Origin of the sequence: Pantoea sp. DY-17 (assembly GCF_019795975.1) — a bacterium.
Taxonomy (GTDB): domain Bacteria; phylum Pseudomonadota; class Gammaproteobacteria; order Enterobacterales; family Enterobacteriaceae; genus Pantoea; species Pantoea leporis.
Genome location: NZ_JAIMIG010000001.1, coordinates 48,580 through 73,639 on the forward strand (window position 1 = coordinate 48,580; position 25,060 = coordinate 73,639).

Below are 25,060 nucleotides of genomic sequence, written 5' to 3' on the forward strand. Positions count from 1 at the left end.
GTGATGAGCCGGCTCTTTTTTTATAGACACAACGAGGGTACAGCTCAATCAGAATTGGTAAGTTAAGCCAACGGCCACAACGTCATCGTTGTTCAGGTTCAGCTTGTTGTTGTCATCCAGCTGGTTGATTTTGTAATCCACGAAGGTCGACATGTTTTTGTTGAAGTAGTAAGTCATGCCCACGTCGATGTATTTAACCAGATCCTCGTCACCGATCCCTTCGATGTCTTTGCCTTTGGTCTGGATATAGCCGAGGGACGGACGCAGGCCGAAGTCGAACTGATACTGCGCTACCACTTCGAAGTTCTGCGCTTTGTTAGCAAAACCGCGGGTGCCGATTGGCGTCATGTTGCGGGTTTCGGTGTAGACAGAAGCCAGGTAGATGCTGTTCGCATCATACTTGATACCGGCGCCCCATGATTCCGCTTTATCACCGCTACCCAGCGCCTGCAGCTGCTGCTGGTTAGTACGGTCTGAAGAGGTGATGGCCGACATCAGGCTGATACCGGTGTCAGCAATGGTGTAACCCAGTGACGCACCGTAACCGTCGCCGTTCTGACGAGAAGTATCGGTGATGCTGCCACGGGCGTTAGCGCTGGTGGCGTCGTTTTTGCCCTGATATTGCAGCGCGAAGCGCAGGCCATCAACCAGGCCAAAGAAGTTGCTGTTGCGGTAAGTGGCTACGCCAGTTGCACGCGCAGTCATGAAGTTATCGGTACGCGCGGTACCGTCACCGCCGAACTCTGGGAATACGTCAGTCCAGGCCTCGACGTCATACAACACGCCATAGTTACGACCGTAGTCGAATGAACCGTATTGGCCGAATTTCAGACCAGCAAAGCCCAGACGGGTTTTGTTGCCTGCGTTGGCATCAGAACCTTCAGAATTATTCGCGTTGTACTGATATTCCCACTGACCGTAACCGGTCATAAGGTCATTAATCTGCGTCTGGCCTTTGAAACCGATACGCACGTAAGATTTGTCACCGTCGCTTGACGCGTTATCGCTGAAGTAGTGTTCAGCTTTAACACGGCCGTAGAAGTCCAGTTTATTACCGTCTTTGTTATACACTTCTGCGGCGTTTGCGGTGGAAGCCAGTGCCAGCGCTGATACAACTAATGCCAGTGTGCTCTTCTTCATTTTGCTATCAATCCCAATGAGTAAAATTTGTTGTACCCGTGAAAGGTTTTGTAAAACACCGACTTTTTACCGGTTGGTGATGAACGTTTTATGACAGTTTTTCGGCTTTCTTGTTAATCGCGAACTTTTGGTCTACCGCATTGTCAGGGGATTTTTGTGCTTTTCCCCTTGCTGTTGTTGGCTTCCTTGCTCACTCCTGATAAAACGTCCCTTCGCAGATTTTTTTCTTACATGGCAGGAAAAACATGAGTGGCAGTCAGACCCTTGTGGTCAAGTTGGGTACTAGCGTCCTCACCGGCGGTTCACGTCGGTTGAATCGGGCGCACATGGTGGAGTTGGTTCGTCAGTGTGCGCAGTTGCACGCCGCGGGCCATCGCATTGTTATCGTTACCTCTGGCGCCATTGCCGCCGGACGCGAACACCTTGGTTACCCCGAACTGCCGCCTACCATCGCCTCAAAGCAGCTGTTGGCTGCGGTGGGGCAGAGCCGTTTGATCCAACTGTGGGAACAACTGTTTTCGATTTATGGCATTCACATCGGGCAGATGCTGCTGACGCGCGCTGATATGGAAGACCGTGAACGTTTCCTTTATGCGCGTGACATGCTGCGCGCGCTGCTCGACAACCACATCGTGCCGGTGATTAACGAGAACGATGCGGTGGCCACCGCTGAAATTAAAGTGGGCGACAACGACAATCTGTCGGCGCTGGCGGCGATGCTGGGCGGCGCGGATAAACTGCTGCTGCTGACCGATCAGCAAGGTTTGTTCACCGCCGATCCGCGTACCAATCCGGAAGCGGAGTTGATCAGCGACGTGCACCAGATCGATGATGCGTTACGCACCCTCGCGGGCGGCAGCGTGTCGGGCCTGGGAACCGGCGGCATGGCGACCAAGCTGCAGGCGGCGGACGTCGCTTGTCGCGCGGGGATCGATGTGATCATCGCCGCCGGCAGTCGTCCGGATGTGATTAGCGATGTGCTGTATGGCAAACCGGTCGGTACGCGTTTCCACGCGCAGCAGTCGCCACTGGAAAACCGCAAGCGCTGGATCTTTGGCGCACCGCCGGCGGGCGAAATCACCATCGATGATGGTGCGCTGGCCGCGATGCTGGAGCGCGGCAGTTCGCTGCTGCCAAAAGGCATCCGTGACGTGCAGGGCAACTTCTCGCGCGGTGAAGTGATCCGCATTCGCAACCTGCAAGGGCGCGATATCGCCCACGGCGTCACGCGCTATAACAGCGATGCCATGCGCATGATTGCCGGTCATCACAGCCAGGAAATCGGCGAGATCCTCGGTTACGAATATGGCCCGGTAGCGGTGCACCGCGACGATATGATCGTCAGTTAAGGAGCAGATAATGTTAGAAGAGATGGGTAAAGCGGCGCGCGCTGCGTCGTACAAACTGGCAGAACTCTCCACCGAACAAAAAAATCAGGTGCTGCTCACCATTGCCGATCGTCTGGAAGCGGAAAGCGCGGACATCCTGGCGGCGAACGAGCAGGATTTGGCGGATGCACGCCAAAATGGCATGAGCGAAGCGCTGCTTGATCGCCTGACGCTCAACCCGCAGCGTCTCAAAGGCATTGCCGATGATGTGCGTCAGGTGTGTCGCCTGGCCGATCCGGTGGGGCAATTGATGGATGGCGGCCAGCTTGATAGCGGCCTGCGCATTGAACGTCGTCGCGTGCCGCTAGGTGTGGTTGGCGTGATTTATGAAGCGCGTCCTAATGTCACTGTTGATGTGGCATCGCTGTGCCTGAAAACCGGCAACGCGGCGATTCTGCGCGGCGGCAAAGAGACTTATCGCACCAACGCTGCCACCGTGCGCGTGATCCAAAATGCGCTGACCCAGCACGGTTTGCCGGCGGGCGCGGTGCAGGCGATTGAAAACCCGGATCGTGAACTGGTGAATCAGCTGCTGAAGCTCGATCGCTACGTCGATATGCTGATCCCACGCGGCGGTGCAGGTTTGCACAAGCTGTGCCGTGAAAACTCCACCATTCCGGTGATTACCGGCGGCATCGGCGTGTGCCATCTCTATCTCGATGAAACCATGGAGACCGAGGCCGCGCTGGAGGTGATCGTCAATGCCAAGAAGCAGCGGCCAAGCGCCTGCAACTCGCTGGAAACGCTGCTGATCCATCGCGATCAGGCGGACACCTTCATTCCGGCATTCCTGCAACGTATGGCGCAAGAGAAGATTGCGCTGCACGCCGACGAAAATGTGCTGGCGCTGCTGCAAAACGGTGCTGCCGAGGTGGTGGCGGTGCAAGCGGAAAATTATGATGACGAATGGTTGTCCAACGATCTGAACGTCAAGCTGGTGTCGGATATTGATGAAGCCATCGCGCATATCCGTGAGCACGGCACGCAGCACTCTGATGGCATTCTGACGCGCAGCATTGGCAATGCCAATCGCTTCGTCAACCAGGTTGACTCATCGGCGGTATACGTTAATGCCAGCACACGCTTCACTGACGGCGGCCAGTTTGGCCTCGGTGCCGAAGTGGCGGTCAGTACGCAGAAGCTGCATGCGCGGGGTCCAATGGGACTTGAAGCGCTGACCACCTACAAATGGATAGGGTGGGGCGACGATACGCTACGTCGCTAATGTTCGCTCCTGCATGACAATGGGCACCGAAAACGGTGCCCATTTTTTTCGTTTTCGATCCAGTTATTCCAAGAGCTTTTTGATTTATTTCTGTCATCTATGGCGGGCTCGCGGCTTTTCACCCATTTTTTCCTTTAGATGCTGGTCTTATTGCTACAGAACAATCCTGAAAACCCCTGTCAGAACAAGCGATATGGCACTGAACACTGGTTTCGCCCTAACCGAAGGGGATAATGATTGTCCAGCTTCATTGATAAAAGCGGTTGGGTAGTAAACTGCCGGTAATATAAAATGAACTGGTAGCAAAAATGAAAATAACATTCAGTCTTTTACTGAAGGCAGATTATTAACTGATGGTTAAAAAAGAAAGTACGAGACAAGCATTCACTGCCAGGCTGATTGCCGCATGCGAAAGCGCGGGAATTGTCGGACATGGACGGAATAAACAGGTTGCGCTGGCTCTGCAAGAGAGGGGATGCAAGATCTCAACGCCGGGGGTATGGAAATGGTTTAACGGGCAATCGATCCCCGATGATAATAATTTACTGGCGCTCAGCCAGTTACTCGACGTGCGCGTGGAGTGGCTGCAATTTGGCATGGAAAAACCGGCCGCCTTGCTGACGCAGCGCAGTCTGGTGAACCCAAAACATCTGTTTCGCGTGGAGAGTCTGGATATTGGCCAGCACGGTGTGCGCAGCGGCTCTTCGCGCGATGAACTGGTGGAAACCATTCAAGCCATTGAATATGGGCTGGAAGAGGCGCGGGTGCTGTTTAACGGCCGCCCGGCAGAAAATATTCGCCTTATCGCGCTGAACAGCGATTCGATGGCCGGCACCTTTGCGCCGCGCGATCAGCTGTTTGTCGATATCAGCGTGCATCGCTTCGATGGCGATGGTATTTACCTGTTCACGCTTGACGATCAGCTCTATCTCAAACGCCTGCAACTTCAGCACAAAAAGGTCGCAGTGATCTCCGATAACAAGCGCTATGAAACCTGGTACCTCACGCTGGAAGAAGCCAGGACGCTGCAAGTGGTGGCGCGGGTGATCATGAGCCAGGCGCGGGATTATCAAATCCTGGGCTGATCACAAAACGCCAGATTGCGGCAAAAAAATATTTTGGCTGAAATCATTAATTTAACTGATGGTAAATAAAAAATTAACCATTGGTGTTTGCCAATGCATTAGAACCTGTTAATAATTTGAGCATGGATGGACAACATACCTGCTCACGGATGAGCCCGCTCTTAAACAATTGAGGCGCTGCACAAGCGCGATACATACCATCCAAAGTTAGTGAACTTTGGGATGGGGTGGATACGCACTTTGCAGCGTTGTCAGTTGCCCTCTGATTTTCACTCTCCTCTACTTCACCCTGGCCGCGAAAGCAGCCGGGTAAGTTGACGTCGGGTATTTTCCAGAGGAATAACGAACGCGTCGGCCTCAGCCGAATTGCCGTGCCTGCCACCCCATCGCCAAAGACTCATTAACAGGAGGAGTTATGGCGATTATCCAGTACGGAAAGTCAGTATTTTCAGGCAATGCACGCACGCGCCGCCATCGGCGACGCCAGTCCCTCAGCCTTAAGCGCAGCATCGACAGCGCACTCGGCATCGAATACGAAAACGTCACCTTGCGCACCGCTGAACGCATCTGCCAGCGCCAGACGCTGTCGCGCGTTGACAGCGCCGTGCTAGCGCCCGTTCGTGTTCAGCAGGCACAACCCAGCTTTGATAACTGCTGTCTGCCCCACGTCTATTTGTATGCCGTGCGTTAACCCTGCATCACTTTCCCCAGTTTTAAACGGAACGTTCCATTGTTGCTCACTGTTTAACCATTCTTGAGCGTTTCGCTTATATGAAAACGCGCTCAATGTCGTAAACGATCAGCAGGATTTATGTTTTTGCCGTTTTGCGCAGCCATTTTCAGGCTGTTGCACCCCGTCAAAGAGGAATTTCTATGAGCCAGATTATTGCCATCCTGAATTTCGAAGAGGGTTACCGCGAAGCGCCTTACCTCGACTCGCTGGGTTTCCCCACGGTCGCTGGCGGCATTCGCATCGGCCCCAAAGGGGCATCGCTTAGCAACTACATCTTCCAGGTGCCGCGTCCCGTCGGCGATGTGTGGAAGCAGTGCATTGTCGAGGGCAAGGTGCAGCAGATGCATCAGCGTGCGCTGGTGCAGCAGGCGCTGGCCAAATGCAATGAGGCGCGCAGCGATGTGCTGATCAGCATGGGATATCAGCTGGGGGTGGATGGGCTGGCGATGTTTCGCGGCATGCTCACCGCCATCACGCAGGGCGATTTCAACAGCGCGGCCAACGCCATGCTCGACAGCCTGTGGGCAAGACAAACGTCGGGTCGCGCACGGCGCCATGCCGAAGTGATGCGCAGCGGCACCTACGACATCTATCGGGGGCTGCTATGAATCTGAAACTGCTGATTTTTGTCACCGCGGTGCTGGCAGTGATTGTGGTGGTGTTGGTGATGCAGCGCTTCACCACGCTGGAGTTCGTGAAACATGCGCGGCTGTTATTCAAAACCTGGTCGGTATGGCTGGCGTCGCTCGGTTCGATGCTCAGCGCGTGGGTGCAATCATTTCCCACCGCTGCGCTTGATGCCTGGAACAGCATGCCGCCCGACGTGAAAGCGATTCTGCCGCACAACTATCTGGGGCTGATTGGCGCCTTTATGGTGGCGATGGGCGTGATTGCCCAATTCATCCGCCAAAAAGGCCTCAACCAGCAGAAAAATGCGATGGAGGAAAAAGTATGACATTGCTCATGACATTGTTCGGCGGCAGCTGGCACTGGGTTGCCGCGCTGGCGGGCGTCATCGCCGCGCTGGTTGCCAGCTACTTCGGTGGCAAGAAAATCGGCAAGGTGCAGCAAGCATCCCAGGCCGCCGTCGAGCGCGCCGATAAAGCCGCGGCGCAAGCGGTAGCGGTTAACCAACAGCAGCAACTGCTGCGCGAGGAGGCCAAACGTGTGGAAGCCAGTAACCTTAATCTTGATGACGCTGCTGCTCGTGACAAGTTGCAGCAATCGAAGTACCACCAGCCCTGAATCTCCCGTCGTCATCGACTCAGCCTGCACCCTGTTTTCCCCGATTTACACCCACGGCAATGACGCCGAGCGCATGGACGTTCGCACCGTGCGCGCCATCAACAACCACAACGATCTTTGGGATCAGCACTGCGGCCAGCCGGCTCAGTAACGCTGCTCTCATGCATTTGCATTACCTACCCGAAAAGCCGAGGAGGCTATGATGATCGAAGTTAACTCTTATGCAGAACTGCGCACCACTGTACCGGCCAAAAACGGCGATTTGGCATTCTTACGTCGTTACAACGCGGACTCCACCTTCCACGGTGGCGGTGATTTTACCGGTTTTATCGGCACCACCACGGCGGTAGAAGATGGCGGTACGCTGGTGATCGGTAACGGTTTTTACTGGAAACGCGTGATTAACGATCCCACCGAAATCAACGTTTATCACTTCGGTGCCAAAGGCGACGGTTACGCCAACGATACCGAGGCGTTTAACCGTATGCTGGCGTGGACGCAAAGCTACTCAGGCAACATCACCGCATTACCGGTGCGTTTTCCTGGCGGTCGATTCCTGATTAGCCCCATCGACATCAGCGGTACCGAGCGCGCTTTCTTCGGTTTGCAGGGGGATGATGTCGAGCTGGGTTCGCTGCCGCGCACCACCATCATTTCCGACAAAAGCGCCAACACGGTGTTCAAGGTGAAGGCGCGTCGTACCTCAATCCGCGGTATTGCGTGGAACGGCCAGGCATCTGCCGACATCACCACCAACAAAAGCACCATCACTGCCGATATGTGCAGCAACGTGCAGCCGTTCTTCGAAAACACCTGTATCGAAGGCACCACCATCAATATTTACTGTTTCCGCGCGCAGAATAACGGCGGTACGGTGATTAAAGTGCTGGATACCCTCGACAGTAAATTCGACCAGATTTACACCCTGTATACCTACGGACGCGTGTTTGATGTCGGCTGGTCAAACTCGCCAAAAGGCGCGTGGGATCACTCCACGGCGATTGAGCTGTGTAACTGTAACTTCCAGACCGGTTATGGCGACGCCACGCTTTACATGCCGCGCGTGACGCAGGGGATTATTCGCAACGTGTGGATTGAGCACACGCGTAATCCGGGGGATCTCTCCGACGGCGGCTGGACGGTGGATACGCTGAACATTGAGGATTGCGGTACGCCATTGAATCTCAACAATGCGCGCGTGGTGATCCGTCAGCTCAATCTGCAATCCGGCGCAAAACTCAGCCTGGATGCGGTGGCCGGACGTTGGTTATCCACCTTTGAGTATGGCTACCGTCGTGACGAGAACTACGGCACCTTTATGACCGGATCGCTGCGCGCGGGCTACTTCAGCGGCTACAAAATTACTAATAACACCGATACCGATAACTGGTATCGCGTCGGGCAGCTGTTCTTCCCGAACGCTAACCAGCAGTGGGTAATGGAGTTTATTGGTAAAGCGGATGCCACTCAGCCAACGGGCACTGCCGGCTCACCGGTCAACGTGGCGGCGACCGGCAAAACCTGGGTCAATCTGCAGCGTCTGGAAACGGTGTGGGCTGATGCCTATCACATGGGACAACCTGCGGTGCTGGATATCCGCTACAGCCGCGTCGGCACTACCTATGCGGCGGTGTGGGTAAAACTGCGCGCCAACAGCGGTGACACCATGATGAACCTGAAATGCACCGGTCCTACGCGTTTCGATACCGGTTCCTGCTCGCTGTTCCAGCAGGACTTCTCGGTCGTGACCGATACCACCAAACTGGGCGGTTTCAAACCGGCGGCGCGTTTCGGGCTGCATAACGGTTTGGCCGGTATTGGCGCGAACGAGAAAGGGGTGCTGACCGTCGCGACGGCAGCAGGCACGCCGACCAACAAAACCGCGCCTACGGGCTTTGTGCTGGTCAACATTAACGGTGTCGATCGTAAACTTCCTTATTACGATTGAGGTCCAGCACCTGTTTGGCGAGGCCTTTGGCCTCGCCTTTTTTTGTTTGTGGGGAAAGAGCTCTGGCCATAAAAAAAGCACCGCTGTTTCCAGCGATGCTCTGATTAAAAGAGGCCGATTGCGCTATCAAAAACTGACTTTGACGCCCAGCGTGGCGCTGGAATCGCTGAAGCCTTTACCGCCAACCTGTTGCGCGATGCCGCCCCAGATGCCGACGTGCTGGCTCGGATTCACTTCAAGACCCAGTTTCACTTCGCCGATGTTGCGCGCACCCGCCTGCTCAATCTTCACGCCATCCAGTTTGCTGCCGAAGCGCTGCGTGTTATGCAGCCAGTTCACTTCAGCGTAAGGCTGCGCGGTGGCGGTGTGCATGGTTGCCCGAACGCCGGTGCGGGTTTGCACGTTATTTTTGCCGGTGGCGCTGACGCGGGTGCCGTTCTGCTCGGTATAATCGCCGGTTTTTACGCCCATCCACACCGCCTGCGCTTTCGGCTGCAGGCGATACTGCTGCTGCTCGCCGAAGGCGAAGCTGTAGCCGCCTTCCAGTGACGCTGTCATCCCCTTCGACTTGTAGCTTTCCTGACCAAGACCTTCACCTTTCACGCTGTTATTGAAGGTGTTGTAGGCCAGCCAGCTGTCGACAAAGGCGCCGCTGCGCGTCTGGCTGTCCTGCTGCCAGCCGGCATAGATACCGCCGCTGTAGCCGTTAACCTGGCCTTTGGCGCTGTAGCCGGTGGTTTTCGACAGCGTATTGCTTTTGGCGTTGCCGTAACCCGCCATCACGCCGAGGCTGAAACGGTCGCTGCCATTCAAACTCCATTGTGCGATGTCGCCACCCAGCTGCGTCATGTAGCTGTTGGTGATGCTTTTCAGCTGCGCGGTGCTGTCACTGAAGCGCCCGTGCGCGCCTTCGTTGCGCAGCCACAGCGTGGTTTTTTCCACTTTGCCGGTCAGCGCATCACGGTATTCTGTCACGCCCGGACGATCGGCTGCGCTCAGGGTAAACAGGTTGCTGGCCGCCGCAAGGTTAGCAATATAGCTGCCGACTTCCGGACGAGCACGCGGGGTATGTTTCGGTTGCGGCACCTCCGGTGCAATGACGGTACCCGTATCGCCGCCCTCGTCTTTGATGGGATCGACAGGCGTTGGATCAACGGGAATCGGATCGCTAACCAGGCGCCACTTACCGTTTTTATCCTGCACCAACGCATAATCCCACGCGCCGGCGACAATGCGACCATCCTGCAGGAACTCACCGTTTTGTGTGCCCTCAACGCGAATCAACTCAATGCCCTCCAGCGTGGCAGCACCTTTACCGCCCGCATTGTGCACTTGAACTTTGGTGGTGCCGCTGGCGTTGCCGGCGATATGCAATTTATCGCTAGCCGCATCGTCACCCGCCAGCGCAAGGTTCATCATCAGTTTGGCGTTGTCAGCGTGGTAGTCGCCCTTAACGGTTAAGGTGTGGAAATCGCCTGCACTGTGATCGAAGATGATGGTGCTGTCTTTGGCCGTCAGGTTGTCCACGGTGGAAGTGCCGGTCATGTTCCACTGGCTGCTACCCGCTAAGCTGAGATCCTGCAAATCATGCGCGGCACCCTGCCAGCGTGAACCGGAATCCAGGCTGACGCTACTGGCCTGCGTTTTGCTGCGATCAATATTGACATCGCCCTGAAGCTGAGAATGATTGCTGGCGTGAACCGTAATGCCGCGCACGTCTCCTCCTGCATCACCGCCATTCGGTGCAAACCCGCTTTCGAGCAGCGTTGTACCGGACAACAGGCTGTTGTCAAGATTCACCGTCGTTAAGGCTTGGTTATAAGCGACGATTGCAGGCCCATTATCTACCGTCAAGATTGTGTTATTGAGGTTGACTTCACCTTTAGTATATTCAGTCACAATTCCAGCGGCGTTATTTCCTTTGATATGTAAAAATGAATTATTAATGTTAGCCGTAGGGTCAGCGGAGCTTAAATAAGAGTTAGAGATGTTTATAGCAGTAACTAGTTTTTCTGGGTTATTAGTGTTATCCATTTCTGCAAAAACATTGTCAGCCGTTAATACGGAGCCACTTTCAACATAAAATGCAGTGCCACCGCTGTTACTGTTTATTTTTGATTTTTTTAAATTTGTTTTTCCACTATAATCTAAGTGTATTCCGTATCCGCCACCCAGGATGTCAATATCTACATTTTCTGCTTCAACTTGCCCTGAATCATCGGCATAAAGACCAGCAGAAGCTCTATCAACGGCAATCAATTTACTGTTACGAACGGTTGCAAATCCTTTATTACGGGCAGTTATTGAGCCGCCATTATAAGCCCCGGAAGAAATTGTACTGTTATTGACATTTATCCGGGAGCCCTCATTTGTCGCCCAGGCTCCATTTCCTCTTGCATCAATCTGTATATTTTCAGCATTCAGGACGCCACCGTTTTTCGCAAACATGCCGGTGCTGTTTTTTCCTGTTGTAGTGATGCTCCCACCAAAAATATTCAGTTCCGAACCGGTATTGACCCACGCACCATAGGCACTGTCGCCCGTCGTAATATAGTGGCTATCGATGCTGGTCGTCTTTCCGCCGTTTTCAGCCAGTAATCCGTACCCCCCTTTATCCGTAACGGTGACATGACTGTTGGCCACATTTGCCACGGCTGAGCTGTAGCTATTGATGCCCTGACTGGTAGACACGACGGTCACGCCATCAACATTTACTACGCCACCGCTTTTGGCGAAAATACCGACGCTTTCTTTTCCGGTATTGGTAATGCTGCCACCGATAATGGTGAGTTCAGATCCCTTGTTTGCCCATGCGCCGTAAACGCTGCTGCCTGATGTGGTGTAATGACTGTTGGTGCTGGTAACGTTGCCGCCATTTTCAGCCAGCAGCGCGTAGGCTCCATTACCGTTCACGTTTACATTGCTGTCGGCAATGACAAGCTCGGTACCTGCACCCAAACCGTAAACGCCATAGGCGTTGGCCTGTACGCTCAGGTTCTTGGCCAGAATGTTGGATCTATCGGCGTAAATGCCCACGCCGGAAGTATTCAGGGTAATATCGCTAGCCATTAACTTGCCGCCATTGCCAGCCGCTAAACCATATCCTTGTGGACCTGTAGTGGTAATTGTACCACCCGTGACATCAATACTTGATCCGGCACCATTAACATAAACTCCATACGCTTTTTTACCGCTGGTCGTGAAGTTCACATTATTGCTGTGCGCGGTGGCGCCTTTTTCAATAAATAAGGCGTGCGCATTGTCTTCATTGGTGGCTACGTCCTTATCCTGAATATTAATAATATTGCCCGCGCCAGAAGCATATTCACCGTAGGCGGGGGCGGCCAGCGCGGGCTGGATAATCCCGACGCTGGCAACCGCCATGAAGGCCGTCGCCACGCAGCCTGCGGTGAGGCGACGTGCTGTGCTGGAGCGGGATGATTTCACTTTACCGCGTGCCAGCTCGGAGGTGACAACATAATTACCCTGGCTGTGGTTCCAGATAACCCGATAATTTTTATTCATTTTGACTCTCTGCCTGTAAAAATACATCACGCCGCAATAACACGATAGTTCGCACGCGGGATGGTTAAGGGATGGGGATATAACTTGATGGCAGAGAGAATATGAAAGATGCGGTAAAAAACTGGCTAAGACATGTCTTGAATAAAATAAGTACAGAAAGAATTTTATTATTGAGCGGCGTATTTAATAGCAGGAGGTGGTGTGTCGCTGTTTATTCTGTTTTAAAAAATTTATTTTTAATGAGGATTATCAGTGAAGAAAGGAGGCGGCTGGCCGCCTCCATAAACATCACCCTTTCGGGAAAATCCACACATGGTTTTCCGGCAATGCCAGATGGCAATGTTGCGGATCGCGCACCTCGCTGCCATAAGCGCGAATGACAAAATCATCGCCCTGGGTGCGGAACAAATATTCCCAACGATCGCCCAGATACATGCTGGTGAGCAGCGGCAGTTCCAGCTGATTTTCGCCCGGCCCCTCGACCAGTTTCACCCGCTCGACGCGGATCACCGCCGTGGCTTCCTGGCCGTTTTGCACGCCTGCGCCCGCCAATCCCCACAACGCCCAGCCTTTGCCCTCGATGCGCGCTTTGCCGTCGCGCAGCTCGGTGATTTTGCCATGCAGCCGGTTGTTGCTGCCCATAAACTCGGCGGTGAACAGGGTTTTTGGCGAGCCGTACATCTCCTGCGGCGTGCCTTGCTGTTCGATTTTGCCGTTATTGAGCAGCAAAATACGGTCGGAAATCGCCATCGCCTCATTTTGGTCGTGCGTGACCATCAGCGCTGACAAGCCCAGTTTGATGATCAGCTCACGCAGGAACACGCGCGCCTCTTCGCGCAGCTTGGCATCCAGATTCGACAACGGCTCATCCAGCAGGATCACCGGCGGGTTGTAGACCAGCGCACGACCAATTGCCACGCGCTGCTGCTGACCGCCAGAAAGCTGGTGCGGATGGCGTTTACCAAGGTGGCCTAACCCCAACTGCACCAACACATCCTGCACACGTTGGGTGATCTCCGCCGTCGCCACTTTGCGCAGCTTTAACGGATACGCCACGTTCTCGAACACGGTTTTGTGCGGCCACAAGGCGTAGGACTGGAACACCAACCCCAGATTACGTTCTTCCGCTGGGATCTCACTGCGCGGCGTGCCGGCGTAAACCGTGTTGTTGCCAATCACAATCGTGCCTTGCGTTGGCTTCTCCAGCCCGGCGACCGCGCGCAGCAGCGTGGTTTTGCCGCTGCCGGACGGACCAAGCAGAGAAACCACTTCGCCGCGCTGCAAGTTCATCGACACGCCTTTCAGCACCGGATTGTCGCCGTAAGTTAAGTGCAGGTTCTCGACCGATAATTCAATCATGTAATTTGACTCCAAATCGCAAGGCAATACCCAAACCGACCACGACCAGCAGGATGTTAATAAACGAGAGTGCGGCGACGATATCTATCGCGCCCGCCGCCCACAGGGAAACCAGCATGGAGCCGATGGTTTCCGTGCCGGGCGAAAGCAGGTACACGCCGGTGGAATATTCGCGCTCGAAAATCAGGAACATCAGCAGCCATGAGCCAATCAGGCCGTAACGGGATAACGGAATGGTGACGTGACGCGTGATCTGTCCGCGCGTGGCGCCGGTGCTGCGCGCCGCCTCTTCCAGTTCCGGCCCTACCTGCAGCAGCGTGGACGAGATCAGACGCAGGCCATACGCCATCCACACCACGGTATACGCCAGCCAGACGCTGAAGATGGTGCTGCGCAGTGACCGCAGCCAGACGATCAGGTTATCGCGCAGCCACTGCGACCAGACGAAATCAGACAGCCAGCCCGATTTGAGCGAGTTATCCAGCCACATCGGCAGGAACAGGAACACCCAGAGAAACGCCAGGCCGGCCAGCAAGCCCGGCACCGCACGCGGTACCAGCACGCTGTAGTCGAGAAAGCGCGTGGTGTTATCGGGTTTGCGGTGCATGGCGATACCGATAAACAGATAACACACCACCGCCAGCGCGCCGCCAATCACCCCAATCGCCATCGAGTTGACGATGGCGCGCAGCAGGTTAGGCTGCGCCCAGATGGTCTGGAAAGTTTTGATCGACAGCTCATCCCAGATTGAGACGCCAACGCCCCAGTTTGAGATAAACGCACGCAGCACCACGCCCAGCAGCGGCACGCCAATGGTCACCGTCAGCCAGAAGGCGACAACCGCGCCCGCCACCCAGCGCCATTTGCCCAGCGGCAGCGCACGCGCCTGCGAGGCTTTACCTTTCACGGTGACAAAGCGATTGGCGGTGCGCATCAATCTGCGTTGCAGCATCACCAACGGGATGGTGATACAGATCAGCACCACCGCCACGGCAGCCATCAGATGATAAGAAGGCGTGCCGAGTTTGTTAGTCAGCTGATAGAGATAGGTGGCCAACACCATGTTGCCTTCGGGATCGCCCAGCACCAGCATCAGGCCGAACACCTCCAGCCCGAGGAAGAACAGCAGCACGGTGGCATACAGCATTGAAGGACGCACCATCGGCAAGCTCACCGCCGTCATCACCTGCAGCGGTGTCGCGCCCGCAATACGCGCCGCTTCTTCCACATCCGATCCCACGCTGCGCAGCGCAGAAGAGATATACAGATAGGCGTGCGGGACGTGCGTTAGCCCGGCGATCACTACGATGCTCGACATGTCGTAGATATTCCACGGCACAAAACCGAACAGCGATTGTGCCCACAGCGAGAAGAATCCCACCGGGCCCGCCGCCACCACGTAACCAAAGCCGAGTACCATCGGCGAGACAAAAATTGGCACGAGGATCAGCGGCTCAATGATGCGTCGGCCGGGCAGATCGGTGCGCACCATCAGAAACGCCAGAATACCGCCCAGCGGAATGGCGATGATCACCAGCCCGAAGGCGAGAATAAATCCGCTGCGCAGCGCTTTATAGAAGTCGGGATCGGTGAAAATAAATTCAAACGACTCGAGGCTCCACGCTTTCGACGGCGAAAAGAACGGGGCGGACAAGAAACTTTGTATCACGATAAACGACAGCGGAACGTAGATAACCAGCGCGGTTATCAGCACCACAACGCCGCGCGGCAGGCTTTGCCACTTTCTCTGCAATGCACGCATATTGAGACCCTGAATGGCGAATCAGATAACAGAAAGAGAAGCGCGACGCAGCGGCCGCGCTTCGGTACTGCCGTTATTTACCGGCGGCTGTGCGCCACTGTTTGATGTAATCCAGACGTTTTTTCGGTTGCAGATATTCCAGCAGGCTTTCATCAACCGGGATCGGTTTCAGCGCGTTACCTAACATTTTGGTCAAGCCATCAATGTCATTTTTGCCTTCAATATCGTTGCGCAGGGAAGGGATGTCGGCTTGATTGGCCAGAATGCTTTGCCCTTTTTCAGACAGCACGTAATCGAGCCACAGCTTAGCCGCATGGCTGTGTTGCGCTTGCTGGCTGATGAACGAGACGCGTGACAGCACCAGCGTGTAATCCTTCGGATAAGCGATGCCCAGCGACGGATCGGTTTTGGCGCGCGCTTCGGCGTAAGAACCCAAAATGTTAAAGCCAATCAGGTTTTCGCCGGATGAAACCCTTTCCATCATGGTGCCGGTGGAAGACTGCACGGCTAAACCGCCTTTCGCCACGTCGGCCAGGGTTTTGAAGTAGTTGGGGTCGGCTTTGGCATCCTGTACTGAGAGCATGAAGCCTAGGCCCGATTTCTCAATATCGTAGGTGGTGACTTTGCTCTTGAATTTGTCGGTCTGGCTGGCGATCAGCTTGGCTAACGCAGCGTGCGAATCGGGCACGTCACCGGCCGGGATCATGCGCTTGTTGTAGATAAAGACCACCGGTTCGTAGGTGGTGCCGTACGCCTTGTTATTCCACACCGCCCACTTCGGCAGCTGCGCCAGTTCAGGGGATTTGTACTCCTGCGCGTAGTCGGTCGCCAGCTTCAGGCCGGTATCCATTGAGGAGCTCCACACCACATCGCCGCTGGTGCCACCCGAGGCTTGTTCACTGATAAAACGGTTGTACAGCTCGGTGCTGTTCATATCGTTATATTCAACTTTGATGCCGGGATAAGTGGCCTCAAAGCCTTTGACCAGCGGCCCGGCGGCTTTGATGTCGGTAGTGGAGTAGACCACCACTTTGCCCTCTTTGGTGGCGGCATCAATCACGCTTTGGTAGTCCGAAGGGTAACCTTGCGGCGGAGCTGCTACGGCTGACATGGAAACAAATACAGTGGCGGCAATCAGAGACAGAGGGAAAGTGTTCGACATTATAATTAACCTTTTAGTTACATTTGAGGAACTAAAGGTCAACATAGCCGATCGCCTTTTCCACACAAGAGGTGACGGATTGTTATCTTCACGAAGTGTGATTGTTGGCGTCGTTTAGGCAATTAACACCATAAAAACCACAAGTGGCCGCGCGCGGAATTTGCGCGTGATCACAGGATTTTGCGGTACAGCCGTCGCGGGTGGCCGATATTGCCGTACTGCATCTCGACGCCAATAAATCCGATCTCTACGCAATATTCGAGGTAGCGGCGGCCAGTGGTTTTGCTGATGCCGATGTTTTCTACCACCTGTTCAACCGACCAGCTGCTGTGCGGTGCTGCGTTAAAAAAGCCTTTCACCCGTTCCAGCGTAATCGACTCAATGCCTTTGGTGGATGGCGCGGCAGGCGCGTCACTGGCTGGCAGGTTGAACAGCTTATCCAGCGCCTGTTGATCGACATTCTTCATCTGGCGCAGGGTCTGCACCAGCAGCATGAAGCGCTCCAGCGACGCGCGCAGGCGATGGAAAAACACCGGTTTCAGCAGGTAGTCAAAGGCGCCGCTGCGCATCGCGTGGCTACAGGTTTGCATGTCGCTGGCGGCGGTGATGAAAATCACCGAGCACTCAAAACGCTTCAGCAGCGGATCGTCAATCAAGGTTACGCCCTGACCATCCGGTAAATAGTTGTCGAGCAGCAGCAGGCGTGGCTGATGCGCGGCAATCAGCGCGCGCGCCTGCGCCAGCGTGGCGGCAATGCCGACCACGCGCAGATGAAAGTTCTGCTCAATATATTCACGATGCAGATCGGCCAGATGCGGCTCATCTTCCACAATCACCACATCAAGCGGCTTGGCATTATTCATGGGAAAGTCCTGTTAATGCAGCGGGCTGGAACGGAATAAACACCGAGAAGATGGTGCCCTGCGGTGAGTTGTCGCTGATCTCAATGCTGCCGCCCGCCTGCTGTACATAACCTGCCGCCAGATAGAGGCCGATGCCATGCTCTGCACCGAACATATCGTCTTCGCTGGACGGCTTGCTGGTGACGCCTTGCTCAAAAAGATGCGGTTTAATACTGTCATCGATGCCGCAACCCTGATCGGCCACTTCGATTAACAGCTCCTGATTACGGCCAGAAATATACAATTCTATCGGGGCGGCGGGCGTTGTGGCATTGAGCGTGGCGTCGACGGCGTTATCCAGCAGATTACCAATCACCGACATCAACGCCGTTTCACTCAGCGCGGCAGGAATGCGGCTCAGCTGGCAGGCGGGATCAAATTTCAGCTCCACGCCTTTTTCGCGCGCGCTGACATATTTCCCCAGCAGCAGCCCACAAAGTGCAGGCGAAGTGAAGCGCGCCGAGACAAAATCCAGCACCTGCTGCGCGCCAGCTGATTGCGCGTGAATGTAGCGCATCGCGTCGTCGTAACGCTGCATCTGTAACAGGCCGACCAGCGTGGCGGTCCAGTTCAGCTGTTCATGACGCATGATGCGTAAATTATCCGCATAGCGTTTCACCTGGCTCAGCTGGCTGCTCAGCGTATTGATGTCGTTTTTATCACGGAAGCTGCATACCCAGCCGCCAGGCTCGCCGGGTTCCAGCTCGATCGCCACCCGGTTAACGATCACCTGACGCTGATTGAGCACGGTAACGTGATCGTGAGTTTTCACCTCATGCTGGCGCAAAAACGCCGCAGGAATCTGCAACACCGCATCCAGCGGTTTCCCCAGCAGTTCACTCTCACTCTGCTGAATATCCAGCAACTCGCGTGCGGCGCGGTTGATGAGAATCAGCTGCCGCTCCGCGTTGACCGCAAACACGCCTTCATACATCGCTTCCAGCAGCGCCTTTTGTTGCAGCACCAGCAGGGCGATATCCTTCGGCTCCAGCCAGAACATCTGTTTTTTCAGGTTGCGACTAAACATCCAGGAAAAAATAAACAGCAGCAACAGCAGTGCCACGCCATACAAACTGGCCTGCCACAGCAGGCTAACGTTGATATTGGCAATATAGGAAGTGAGATAACCCACCGAGACAATGCCAATCACCTGATGCTCGGCATTTAAGATTGGCGCCTTGCTGCGCAGCGACACGCCGATGCCGCCTTTGCGCACTGAAATAATGGTTTTGCCCTGCAGCACCTCGGCATTGTCACCGCCAATCATCGGTAGATTGAGGCGCTCCGGTGATTCTGAGTGGTAGAGATGGTGTTCTTGCGTGTCGCCAATCACAATATAGCTGGCATCGCTTTGGTTGCGCAGCGGCTGAATCAGCGCGGCGATGCCAGCGATATCGCGGCGCGCTACTTTCTCCGCCAGGCCGGGCATCAGCGCAATTTCACTGGCCTGCACCCGCGCGCGCTGTCCCAAATCGTGATGCAGTTGGCGATCGATAAAATGAAACAGAATGGTGCCCAGCAAGGCGAGTAGCAGGCAGGAAAACAGCACCAGCGACAGGAAGAGTTTTACCTGGAAAGATAATCTGCGTTTCATACAACCTGCAGTAAAGAGAAACTGGAGAGAGGCATGGCTGGAGACTAGCACGCGAAAATGCGTGCCGTGACACGCTATCTTCAGAGTTGTGAGCTGGCTTCAATCCCGGCGCGGCTTGGGCGCTGGTTACTGTTGGCACCATGTCAGCGATATTCCCATCTTATTCCTGGTATTCGCCTGCTGTGGCGCTAATCAATCGGCAAAAAATCAATTCACCACGGCTAATCTATGCGCCGTTATTTAATCCAGCCTTTCTCTGAGTAAATTCCGGTTTGGCTTGGCAACCATTGACCTTATAACCCGGAGTGGTGAGAATGCCGGGAAAAGTTTTGAATTAGATCGCAAATTTTGGGCATTAAGCCCGTTGCAGTGCGACCGCAAGCGTCGCACTGAATTAACGCCACTTGCACTCATCGGAACGCAAAAGACGCGCCGAAGTAATAAAAGTGCAGGGCACACAGCAAATATCGTTAATGTCGTGACGTTCGTTGAGAAGGCCCGTCTGTTGATGCACCTACTCAGCCCCGGTCGGCATTTCTTGTTTTTGGTGATGAGCGCGATAAAAACGCCAGCGTTTTTTTAACGCTCATTACCAGACAGATAAAAATTTAATTTAAGTTCGCCGTGAATGACGTGGTGACGCTATTAAGCCAAATCACCACAAGATAAAACGTAACTGGCTGAAAATTAACTGAACTCTTACGAGCGCAGCGCAGCCTTTTTATGCCTGAAAAATGGGTTTATGCGTAGTCAGTAAACAGGTAGCTGCAAGCCTGGGGCGGTAGCCTGCCTGTTTTACCTGACGAAAGCAGAATAAATCTGCACGGTTTATTTGGCGATTATCTTATTTAGCGATCTTTTTACAGAGAATTAAAGGCCAGTTTTATTTGACCTGAGGAAACTCTGAAATAGACAGGCAATAAATGTTAAGCCGGGCGCAAGCAACGTGCACTGTTAATCACTGCAATGTTCAGCGAATACTTTTTCCGTCCGCAACTTTTACTCCGACAGAGTCCAGAGGTTATATGCAAAATCCCGTTAACGACGTTTTGATCAGCGTCATCGTGCCGGTGTATAACGCCGCGGCGTATCTGGAGCGATGCATTGACAGCCTGCTACAGCAGGAAGAAAGCCGTTTTGAAGCGATATTTATTAATGACGGCTCCAGCGATAACTCGCTCGCGATATTACAGAATTACGCCCACTACCCACATTTTCACATTATCGACAAAACCAACGGCGGCGTTTCGTCGGCGCGCAATCAGGGCATTCGCGCCTCGCGCGGCAAACTGCTGTGCTTTTTAGACGCCGATGATTTTCTGCCGGCCAGCGCGTTTGCCACCTATGTGCGGCTGATGCAAAACAACATCGCCATGGTGGGTGGGGAATCGCAGCACTTCACGCCGCAAGGCGATCCGCTCGATTTCCCGGCCAATAGCAGTGACGTGCGCCAGCTGACCGCTTCGGCGGCGATTAACGATCTGCTCTATTTCAATCCGCGTCACGGCATCTGCGACAAGGTGTTTCGTGGTGATGTGATTCGTCAGCATCAGCTCACCTTCAACGAGGAGATTTATAACTTCGAAGATCTGCTGTTTGTGGTCAATTACCTGCACCTGCAACAGGATCGTCAGGTGATCTTCACCCAGCAGGTGGTTTATTACTATGTGGAATCCACCAACTCCGCCACGCGATCGGCGTTACGCGAAAAGCATTTCTCCTTTGCGCGTTCGTTTAATGGCATGCAGGCGTTTTTATCCGCGCAGCATAGCCGCTGTTATTACCATCTCTATTTAAAAGTGACCTCGTCTTATATCTATAAAGCGCTGCACAGCGACGGATTCAGCCGCGCCTTTATTGATGAATATATTTCGCTCTACCGTCGCAGCTTCAAGTCCTATTTCACATCAGGATTGATGCTCAATCCGTGGAGCCTGTACTTTGCGCTGTTTTTTGTCAGTCCACGACTGGTATCGCGTCTGCGCCGCCTGGCACAGAAATAAACGCTGAGGTTGAGTTGTGAAAGATAAATTAAAAAATTCTCTGTGGATGATCGCTGAAAAGCTGATTGCGGTGTTCGGCCTGATATTTGTCACCTCTTATGTGGCGAAATATGTGGGGCCCACCACCTTCGGCATTATCTCGATTTCGATGCTGGTATTTCAGTTCATCCAAAGCATCGCGCTGATGGGCAGCGATGTGATTCTGCTGAAACGCTTATCGCAAAATCATCACTCCGGCATGCGCTTAATGATGGCGACCTTTCTGCTGGTGTTAGTGATTTACGGCATTCTGGCAGCCAGCGGCATGCTGATTATGGGCGAAGAGTGGAGTGCTGAAGCGCGGGTATTTGTCTGCGCAGCGGCGATTGCCTGTCTGTTTTCTTCGCTCGATCTGGTCAATATCTACAACGAGGCGATGCTTAATGCACGCCTGAATGTCATCGCCAATCTGGCGGGGCTGGCGATCAGTTTAACCGTGCGCTTCTTTATTTCGTATTACGGTTTGGATCCGCAACTGTTGTCGATTCCGATCGTACTGGCGACCTTTGTTCCTTTTGCCATCAAACTGACGATATTCCTGAAATACCATCGTCAGGTACCGATTCCGGCACTGCGCCAGATGAAGAAATATTCACGCTATATGGTGGCGTCCGGTATTTCTCTGGTGTTTTCCGTGATTGCGGTGGCGATTTATACCCGCGTTAATCAAATCAGCGTGTCGTATTTCCTTGGCGTAAAAGAGGCGGGGATTTTCTCTGTCGCGCTGACGCTCGCCACCGCGTGGGTATTTTTACCCAATGCCTTGCTGGCTTCCTTTTTCCCGGCGTTCTTTGCCGAACGTGACGATCGGCAATCGATTATCAAAGCACAGAAATTACATCTGCTGGTGATTGGTGTCTCGTCGCTGGTGATTCTGGCGATTTGGTTATTGTCCGGATGGTTTATTCGTGACTTTTACGGTGCGGAGTATCTTGATGCGGTAGCGCCAACGCTGTTACTCAGCGTGGGAGCGATGTGCGCGGTGCTAAGCAGCGTGATGGATCGCTTCATTATTAAGTACAACGGATATCGCTATTTAGTGAAAAAAACCTTCGTGGTGTTATTAATTTGCGTGGCCTCCTCTTTATTGTTGGTTCCTTATTTCGGTTTAAATGGCGCAGCCATGAGCGTGGTATTAACCGAGTTTTTATCCTTCTCCCTGCTTAATTACTTTTTCCCTGCTCAACCCGTAATGCGTATTCATCAAATTTTTATCAATCCCAGGAAACTATGGCTGTTATTTAACAATATCAAAACCTCAGACAGTAAAGAGAGTTTATCATGAATGAAAAACCCCTGTTTAGTCTTATCATTCCCGTCTATAACTCACAAAAAACCATTAAACGTACCTTACTGAGCGTGCTTAAACAGACGTTCAGCAGTTACGAAGTGATTGTGGTTAATGATGGCAGCAGCGATTCAACCGCGAATATTCTGCAGGAGTTTAGTGCTTATTCGCAGGTCACGGTAATTCACCAAATTAATGCCGGTGTCAGCGCCGCTCGAAATAGCGGAATGCAGCAAGCCAGCGGTGAATATGTGTTATTCCTCGATGCGGATGATTGGGTGGATGATAACTTCCTGATGATCTTCAAACAGAATCTCGATGCCTGGCCAGCGGAATCTGTCGATTTGATGGTGGGCAACCTCAACGACAACCGCGTGGGCAAAGTGTCGCAGGCGGGCTTCTTCAGTCAGGAGGACATTCCTTATGTGCTCGGTGAGTTGGAGATGAGTGATAACATCGGTTATCTGCATAACAAATGTTATCGCCGTCAGATTATTGAGGAGTTGAACCTGCGCTTTTTGGAAGGTATCTCCATGAGCGAAGATTTGCTATTTAACCTTAAATTCTTCAGCTGCATTAGCAATTTTCTGGTCACGCCGGGTGCGGCTTATCATTATGAAGACGTGGCGGGTTCATTATCGAAGCGTAAAGTGCAATACAGTGAACTGAAAGTACGTAAACAGTTTCTCACCGCACTGTATGATTCGATCATCAGTAAATATCAGGCCAGCGATCTCGACTATTTCCTTAAAGGCATCTCCAAACGTGTGCTGGCGCTGGATATGCAAATCGTGACCGCAATGTATCACTCATCGTTTTCACCTGCGGATATTGCCCAGGAAATTGATCAAATAAAGCGGGGTAAATACTCAAAAGGTATTTTCATCCTGCTGAATAAAAATGAAAAATTGAAGTACATGATTATGAATTTGAATACACTCACAGCGTACTATTTTCTTTATGCACTCTACAGAATGCGCGCATTCTAATTAAATTCTCCCGGCGTTAGCCTCTGGACGCATTTGCTGTATCAGAGGCTAGTGGCCGGGGGAGTTGCTCTTGTGTCATCTGCACTACCCGTGGTAACAGCCCAGCGTTGCCACACCTTTCCACTTTCCTCACGCCTTTCTGCTGACTCCCCGTTACTCCTTCTTGCACTCATTCCGCGTCTCATGTCAAATAGCGCCCCATGCAATCGATTGCGCGCATGTTTCGTGCATTTACTGCGGCGCAAAACATCAGGATGCGTGAATTTCATTTTCATGAAGCGTCATCCTTTGCGTTCCGGCCGGGCGGAGCAGCCCACGCCATGATTGGTAGCCATCTTTGTGGCTGCATGTTGATAAAGCTTGAAATTCTGGAGAGACAGATGGACAACTCACAAACCGGTACGCTTGGCACCGTAGAAACGGCGGCTAAGGGCTGGCGTAAGAGTGATACCGTGTGGATGCTGGGTCTGTACGGTACGGCGATTGGTGCGGGCGTGCTTTTCCTGCCGATTAACGCCGGTGCAGGCGGGCTGATTCCGCTGATTATCATGGCGATTCTTGCCTTCCCGATGACCTATTACGCGCACCGCGCGTTAACGCGCTTTGTGCTCTCCGGTAAAAATCCCGGCGAAGACATTACCGAAGTGGTGGAAGAGCACTTTGGCGTGGGCGCTGGCAAGATCATCACCTTGCTCTACTTCTTTGCTATCTATCCGATCCTGCTGATGTACAGCGTGGCGATCACCAACACCGTCGATAGCTTTATCGTGCATCAGCTGGGGCTGGTTTCGCCGCCGCGTGCGCTGCTGTCGCTGATTCTGATCATCGGCATGATGACGGTGGTGCGCTTTGGCGAACAGATGATTGTGAAAGCGATGAGCATACTGGTGTTCCCGTTTGTGGCGGTGCTGATGCTGCTGGCGGCTTATCTGGTACCGCACTGGCATGGTGCAGCGCTGGAAACGTTGTCGTTAGATGCGAATGTAAGCGGCCACGGCATTCTGATGACGCTGTGGCTGGCGATTCCGGTGATGGTGTTCTCCTTTAATCATTCGCCGATTATCTCCTCTTTTGCTGTTGCCAAGCGCGATGAGTACGGCGCAGGCGCGGAGAAGAAATGTTCGCGCATCCTGGCGAACGCCCATCTGCTTATGGTCGTGACGGTGATGTTCTTTGTGTTCAGCTGCGTGCTGAGCCTGTCGCCCGCCGATCTGCAGGCGGCGAAAGATCAGAACATCACTATTCTGTCCTATTTAGCCAACCACTTTAATGTACCGATGATTGCGTGGATGGGGCCGATTGTGGCGATGGTGGCGATCACGAAGTCGTTTCTCGGGCATTATCTGGGGGCGCGTGAAGGGTTTAACGGCATGGTTGTGAAGTCGCTGCGCAGCCGCGGTAAAACCGTCACGCCGCAGCGTCTGAATCGCCTGACCACCACGTTTATGCTGCTGACCACCTGGCTGGTGGCAACGCTGAACCCCAGTATTCTGGGCATGATTGAAACGCTGGGTGGGCCGATTATTGCGATGATTCTGTTCCTGATGCCGATGTATGCCATTCAGAAAGTGCCGGCGATGCGTCAGTACAGCGGGAAAATCAGTAACGTGTTTGTGGTGATCGTTGGCGTGCTGGCGATTTCGTCGATTGCTTATTCGCTGGTCAGCTAAGCA

The 25,060-nt window shown here is 53.6% G+C and carries 21 protein-coding genes; 13 read left to right on the forward strand and 8 right to left on the reverse strand.

Annotated features, from left to right (window positions below):
• Positions 1 to 48: 48 nt before the first annotated feature.
• A complete protein-coding gene (gene ompC, locus K5Y33_RS00275) occupies positions 49 to 1,140 on the reverse strand; it encodes a porin OmpC (protein WP_222233051.1) in 1,092 nt (363 codons plus the stop codon).
• Positions 1,141 to 1,385: 245 nt separating this feature from the next.
• On the opposite strand from ompC, the gene proB reads away from it, so the two are divergent.
• The 7 genes from proB to K5Y33_RS00310 all read left to right on the forward strand — a co-directional run bounded on the left by proB (position 1,386) and on the right by K5Y33_RS00310 (position 6,816).
• Positions 1,386 to 2,489 carry a glutamate 5-kinase gene (gene proB / locus K5Y33_RS00280; RefSeq protein ID WP_101762515.1) on the forward strand — a complete coding sequence of 368 codons (1,104 nt, stop codon included), beginning with the start codon at positions 1,386 to 1,388 and terminating at the stop codon, positions 2,487 to 2,489.
• A gap of 10 nt (positions 2,490 to 2,499) precedes the next feature.
• Positions 2,500 to 3,753 (forward strand): glutamate-5-semialdehyde dehydrogenase, encoded by a 1,254-nt coding sequence (gene proA / locus K5Y33_RS00285; protein ID WP_101762514.1) that lies wholly within the window; start codon positions 2,500 to 2,502, stop codon positions 3,751 to 3,753.
• Positions 3,754 to 4,106: 353 nt separating this feature from the next.
• A complete protein-coding gene (locus K5Y33_RS00290) occupies positions 4,107 to 4,838 on the forward strand; it encodes a S24 family peptidase (RefSeq protein ID WP_101762513.1) in 732 nt (243 codons plus the stop codon).
• A gap of 415 nt (positions 4,839 to 5,253) precedes the next feature.
• Entirely contained in the window at positions 5,254 to 5,529 is a 276-nt protein-coding gene (locus K5Y33_RS00295) for a hypothetical protein (RefSeq protein WP_110867800.1), read from the forward strand.
• Positions 5,530 to 5,711: 182 nt separating this feature from the next.
• On the forward strand, positions 5,712 to 6,179 hold the full coding sequence (locus K5Y33_RS00300; protein ID WP_101762511.1) for a glycoside hydrolase family protein: 468 nt from the start codon (positions 5,712 to 5,714) through the stop codon (positions 6,177 to 6,179).
• Positions 6,176 to 6,526, forward strand: a complete 351-nt coding sequence (locus K5Y33_RS00305) for a hypothetical protein (RefSeq protein WP_101762510.1) — start codon at positions 6,176 to 6,178, stop codon at positions 6,524 to 6,526. Before K5Y33_RS00300 ends, K5Y33_RS00305 begins: the two co-directional genes overlap by 4 nt.
• Positions 6,523 to 6,816 (forward strand): hypothetical protein, encoded by a 294-nt coding sequence (locus K5Y33_RS00310; RefSeq protein WP_110867798.1) that lies wholly within the window; start codon positions 6,523 to 6,525, stop codon positions 6,814 to 6,816. The genes K5Y33_RS00305 and K5Y33_RS00310 overlap by 4 nt, the downstream gene beginning before the upstream one ends.
• Before the next feature lie 19 nt (positions 6,817 to 6,835).
• Here the strand turns inward: K5Y33_RS00310 and K5Y33_RS00315 are convergent, their stop codons facing one another.
• Positions 6,836 to 6,979, reverse strand: a complete 144-nt coding sequence (locus K5Y33_RS00315; protein ID WP_158238604.1) for a hypothetical protein — start codon at positions 6,977 to 6,979, stop codon at positions 6,836 to 6,838.
• 39 nt (positions 6,980 to 7,018) lie between these two features.
• Between K5Y33_RS00315 and K5Y33_RS00320 the strand changes: the two genes are divergently transcribed.
• Complete coding sequence (locus K5Y33_RS00320) at positions 7,019 to 8,764, forward strand: glycosyl hydrolase family 28-related protein (protein WP_222233831.1); 1,746 nt, start codon at positions 7,019 to 7,021, stop codon at positions 8,762 to 8,764.
• Positions 8,765 to 8,890: 126 nt separating this feature from the next.
• On the opposite strand, the gene K5Y33_RS00325 is transcribed toward K5Y33_RS00320, so the two are convergent.
• The 6 genes from K5Y33_RS00325 to K5Y33_RS00350 all read right to left on the reverse strand — a co-directional run bounded on the left by K5Y33_RS00325 (position 8,891) and on the right by K5Y33_RS00350 (position 19,068).
• Complete coding sequence (locus tag K5Y33_RS00325; protein ID WP_222233052.1) at positions 8,891 to 12,289, reverse strand: autotransporter outer membrane beta-barrel domain-containing protein; 3,399 nt, start codon at positions 12,287 to 12,289, stop codon at positions 8,891 to 8,893.
• 288 nt (positions 12,290 to 12,577) lie between these two features.
• The gene (locus K5Y33_RS00330; RefSeq protein WP_222233053.1) at positions 12,578 to 13,648 is read right to left on the reverse strand and encodes an ABC transporter ATP-binding protein; all 1,071 of its coding nucleotides are present in this window, start codon (positions 13,646 to 13,648) and stop codon (positions 12,578 to 12,580) included.
• Positions 13,641 to 15,410: an iron ABC transporter permease gene (locus K5Y33_RS00335; protein WP_101762505.1), complete on the reverse strand. Its 1,770-nt coding sequence runs from the start codon at positions 15,408 to 15,410 to the stop codon at positions 13,641 to 13,643. The genes K5Y33_RS00330 and K5Y33_RS00335 overlap by 8 nt, the downstream gene beginning before the upstream one ends.
• Before the next feature lie 73 nt (positions 15,411 to 15,483).
• Positions 15,484 to 16,572: an ABC transporter substrate-binding protein gene (locus K5Y33_RS00340; RefSeq protein WP_137385230.1), complete on the reverse strand. Its 1,089-nt coding sequence runs from the start codon at positions 16,570 to 16,572 to the stop codon at positions 15,484 to 15,486.
• 170 nt (positions 16,573 to 16,742) lie between these two features.
• Positions 16,743 to 17,435 carry a response regulator gene (locus K5Y33_RS00345; RefSeq protein ID WP_110867792.1) on the reverse strand — a complete coding sequence of 231 codons (693 nt, stop codon included), beginning with the start codon at positions 17,433 to 17,435 and terminating at the stop codon, positions 16,743 to 16,745.
• Positions 17,428 to 19,068 (reverse strand): sensor histidine kinase, encoded by a 1,641-nt coding sequence (locus tag K5Y33_RS00350; protein ID WP_222233054.1) that lies wholly within the window; start codon positions 19,066 to 19,068, stop codon positions 17,428 to 17,430. The genes K5Y33_RS00345 and K5Y33_RS00350 overlap by 8 nt, the downstream gene beginning before the upstream one ends.
• A gap of 277 nt (positions 19,069 to 19,345) precedes the next feature.
• Between K5Y33_RS00350 and K5Y33_RS00355 the strand changes: the two genes are divergently transcribed.
• From K5Y33_RS00355 to K5Y33_RS00375, 5 genes are all read left to right on the forward strand, one after another.
• Positions 19,346 to 19,651: a hypothetical protein gene (locus K5Y33_RS00355; protein WP_222233055.1), complete on the forward strand. Its 306-nt coding sequence runs from the start codon at positions 19,346 to 19,348 to the stop codon at positions 19,649 to 19,651.
• 442 nt (positions 19,652 to 20,093) lie between these two features.
• A complete protein-coding gene (locus K5Y33_RS00360) occupies positions 20,094 to 21,071 on the forward strand; it encodes a glycosyltransferase (protein WP_222233056.1) in 978 nt (325 codons plus the stop codon).
• 16 nt (positions 21,072 to 21,087) lie between these two features.
• Positions 21,088 to 22,395 carry an oligosaccharide flippase family protein gene (locus K5Y33_RS00365; protein ID WP_222233057.1) on the forward strand — a complete coding sequence of 436 codons (1,308 nt, stop codon included), beginning with the start codon at positions 21,088 to 21,090 and terminating at the stop codon, positions 22,393 to 22,395.
• Positions 22,392 to 23,387, forward strand: a complete 996-nt coding sequence (locus K5Y33_RS00370; RefSeq protein ID WP_101762499.1) for a glycosyltransferase family A protein — start codon at positions 22,392 to 22,394, stop codon at positions 23,385 to 23,387. Before K5Y33_RS00365 ends, K5Y33_RS00370 begins: the two co-directional genes overlap by 4 nt.
• Positions 23,388 to 23,767: 380 nt before the next feature.
• Positions 23,768 to 25,057, forward strand: a complete 1,290-nt coding sequence (locus tag K5Y33_RS00375; RefSeq protein WP_110867788.1) for an HAAAP family serine/threonine permease — start codon at positions 23,768 to 23,770, stop codon at positions 25,055 to 25,057.
• Positions 25,058 to 25,060: the final 3 nt, after the last annotated feature.

Coding starts and splice junctions, on each gene's coding strand:
- ompC (WP_222233051.1), bottom strand. CDS start 1,140: ATGAAGAAGAGCACACTGGCATTAGTTGTATCAGCGCTGGCACTGGCT.
- proB (WP_101762515.1), top strand. CDS start 1,386: ATGAGTGGCAGTCAGACCCTTGTGGTCAAGTTGGGTACTAGCGTCCTC.
- proA (WP_101762514.1), top strand. CDS start 2,500: ATGTTAGAAGAGATGGGTAAAGCGGCGCGCGCTGCGTCGTACAAACTG.
- K5Y33_RS00290 (WP_101762513.1), top strand. CDS start 4,107: ATGGTTAAAAAAGAAAGTACGAGACAAGCATTCACTGCCAGGCTGATT.
- K5Y33_RS00295 (WP_110867800.1), top strand. CDS start 5,254: ATGGCGATTATCCAGTACGGAAAGTCAGTATTTTCAGGCAATGCACGC.
- K5Y33_RS00300 (WP_101762511.1), top strand. CDS start 5,712: ATGAGCCAGATTATTGCCATCCTGAATTTCGAAGAGGGTTACCGCGAA.
- K5Y33_RS00305 (WP_101762510.1), top strand. CDS start 6,176: ATGAATCTGAAACTGCTGATTTTTGTCACCGCGGTGCTGGCAGTGATT.
- K5Y33_RS00310 (WP_110867798.1), top strand. CDS start 6,523: ATGACATTGCTCATGACATTGTTCGGCGGCAGCTGGCACTGGGTTGCC.
- K5Y33_RS00315 (WP_158238604.1), bottom strand. CDS start 6,979: ATGAGAGCAGCGTTACTGAGCCGGCTGGCCGCAGTGCTGATCCCAAAG.
- K5Y33_RS00320 (WP_222233831.1), top strand. CDS start 7,019: ATGATCGAAGTTAACTCTTATGCAGAACTGCGCACCACTGTACCGGCC.
- K5Y33_RS00325 (WP_222233052.1), bottom strand. CDS start 12,289: ATGAATAAAAATTATCGGGTTATCTGGAACCACAGCCAGGGTAATTAT.
- K5Y33_RS00330 (WP_222233053.1), bottom strand. CDS start 13,648: ATGATTGAATTATCGGTCGAGAACCTGCACTTAACTTACGGCGACAAT.
- K5Y33_RS00335 (WP_101762505.1), bottom strand. CDS start 15,410: ATGCGTGCATTGCAGAGAAAGTGGCAAAGCCTGCCGCGCGGCGTTGTG.
- K5Y33_RS00340 (WP_137385230.1), bottom strand. CDS start 16,572: ATGTCGAACACTTTCCCTCTGTCTCTGATTGCCGCCACTGTATTTGTT.
- K5Y33_RS00345 (WP_110867792.1), bottom strand. CDS start 17,435: ATGAATAATGCCAAGCCGCTTGATGTGGTGATTGTGGAAGATGAGCCG.
- K5Y33_RS00350 (WP_222233054.1), bottom strand. CDS start 19,068: ATGAAACGCAGATTATCTTTCCAGGTAAAACTCTTCCTGTCGCTGGTG.
- K5Y33_RS00360 (WP_222233056.1), top strand. CDS start 20,094: ATGCAAAATCCCGTTAACGACGTTTTGATCAGCGTCATCGTGCCGGTG.
- K5Y33_RS00370 (WP_101762499.1), top strand. CDS start 22,392: ATGAATGAAAAACCCCTGTTTAGTCTTATCATTCCCGTCTATAACTCA.
- K5Y33_RS00375 (WP_110867788.1), top strand. CDS start 23,768: ATGGACAACTCACAAACCGGTACGCTTGGCACCGTAGAAACGGCGGCT.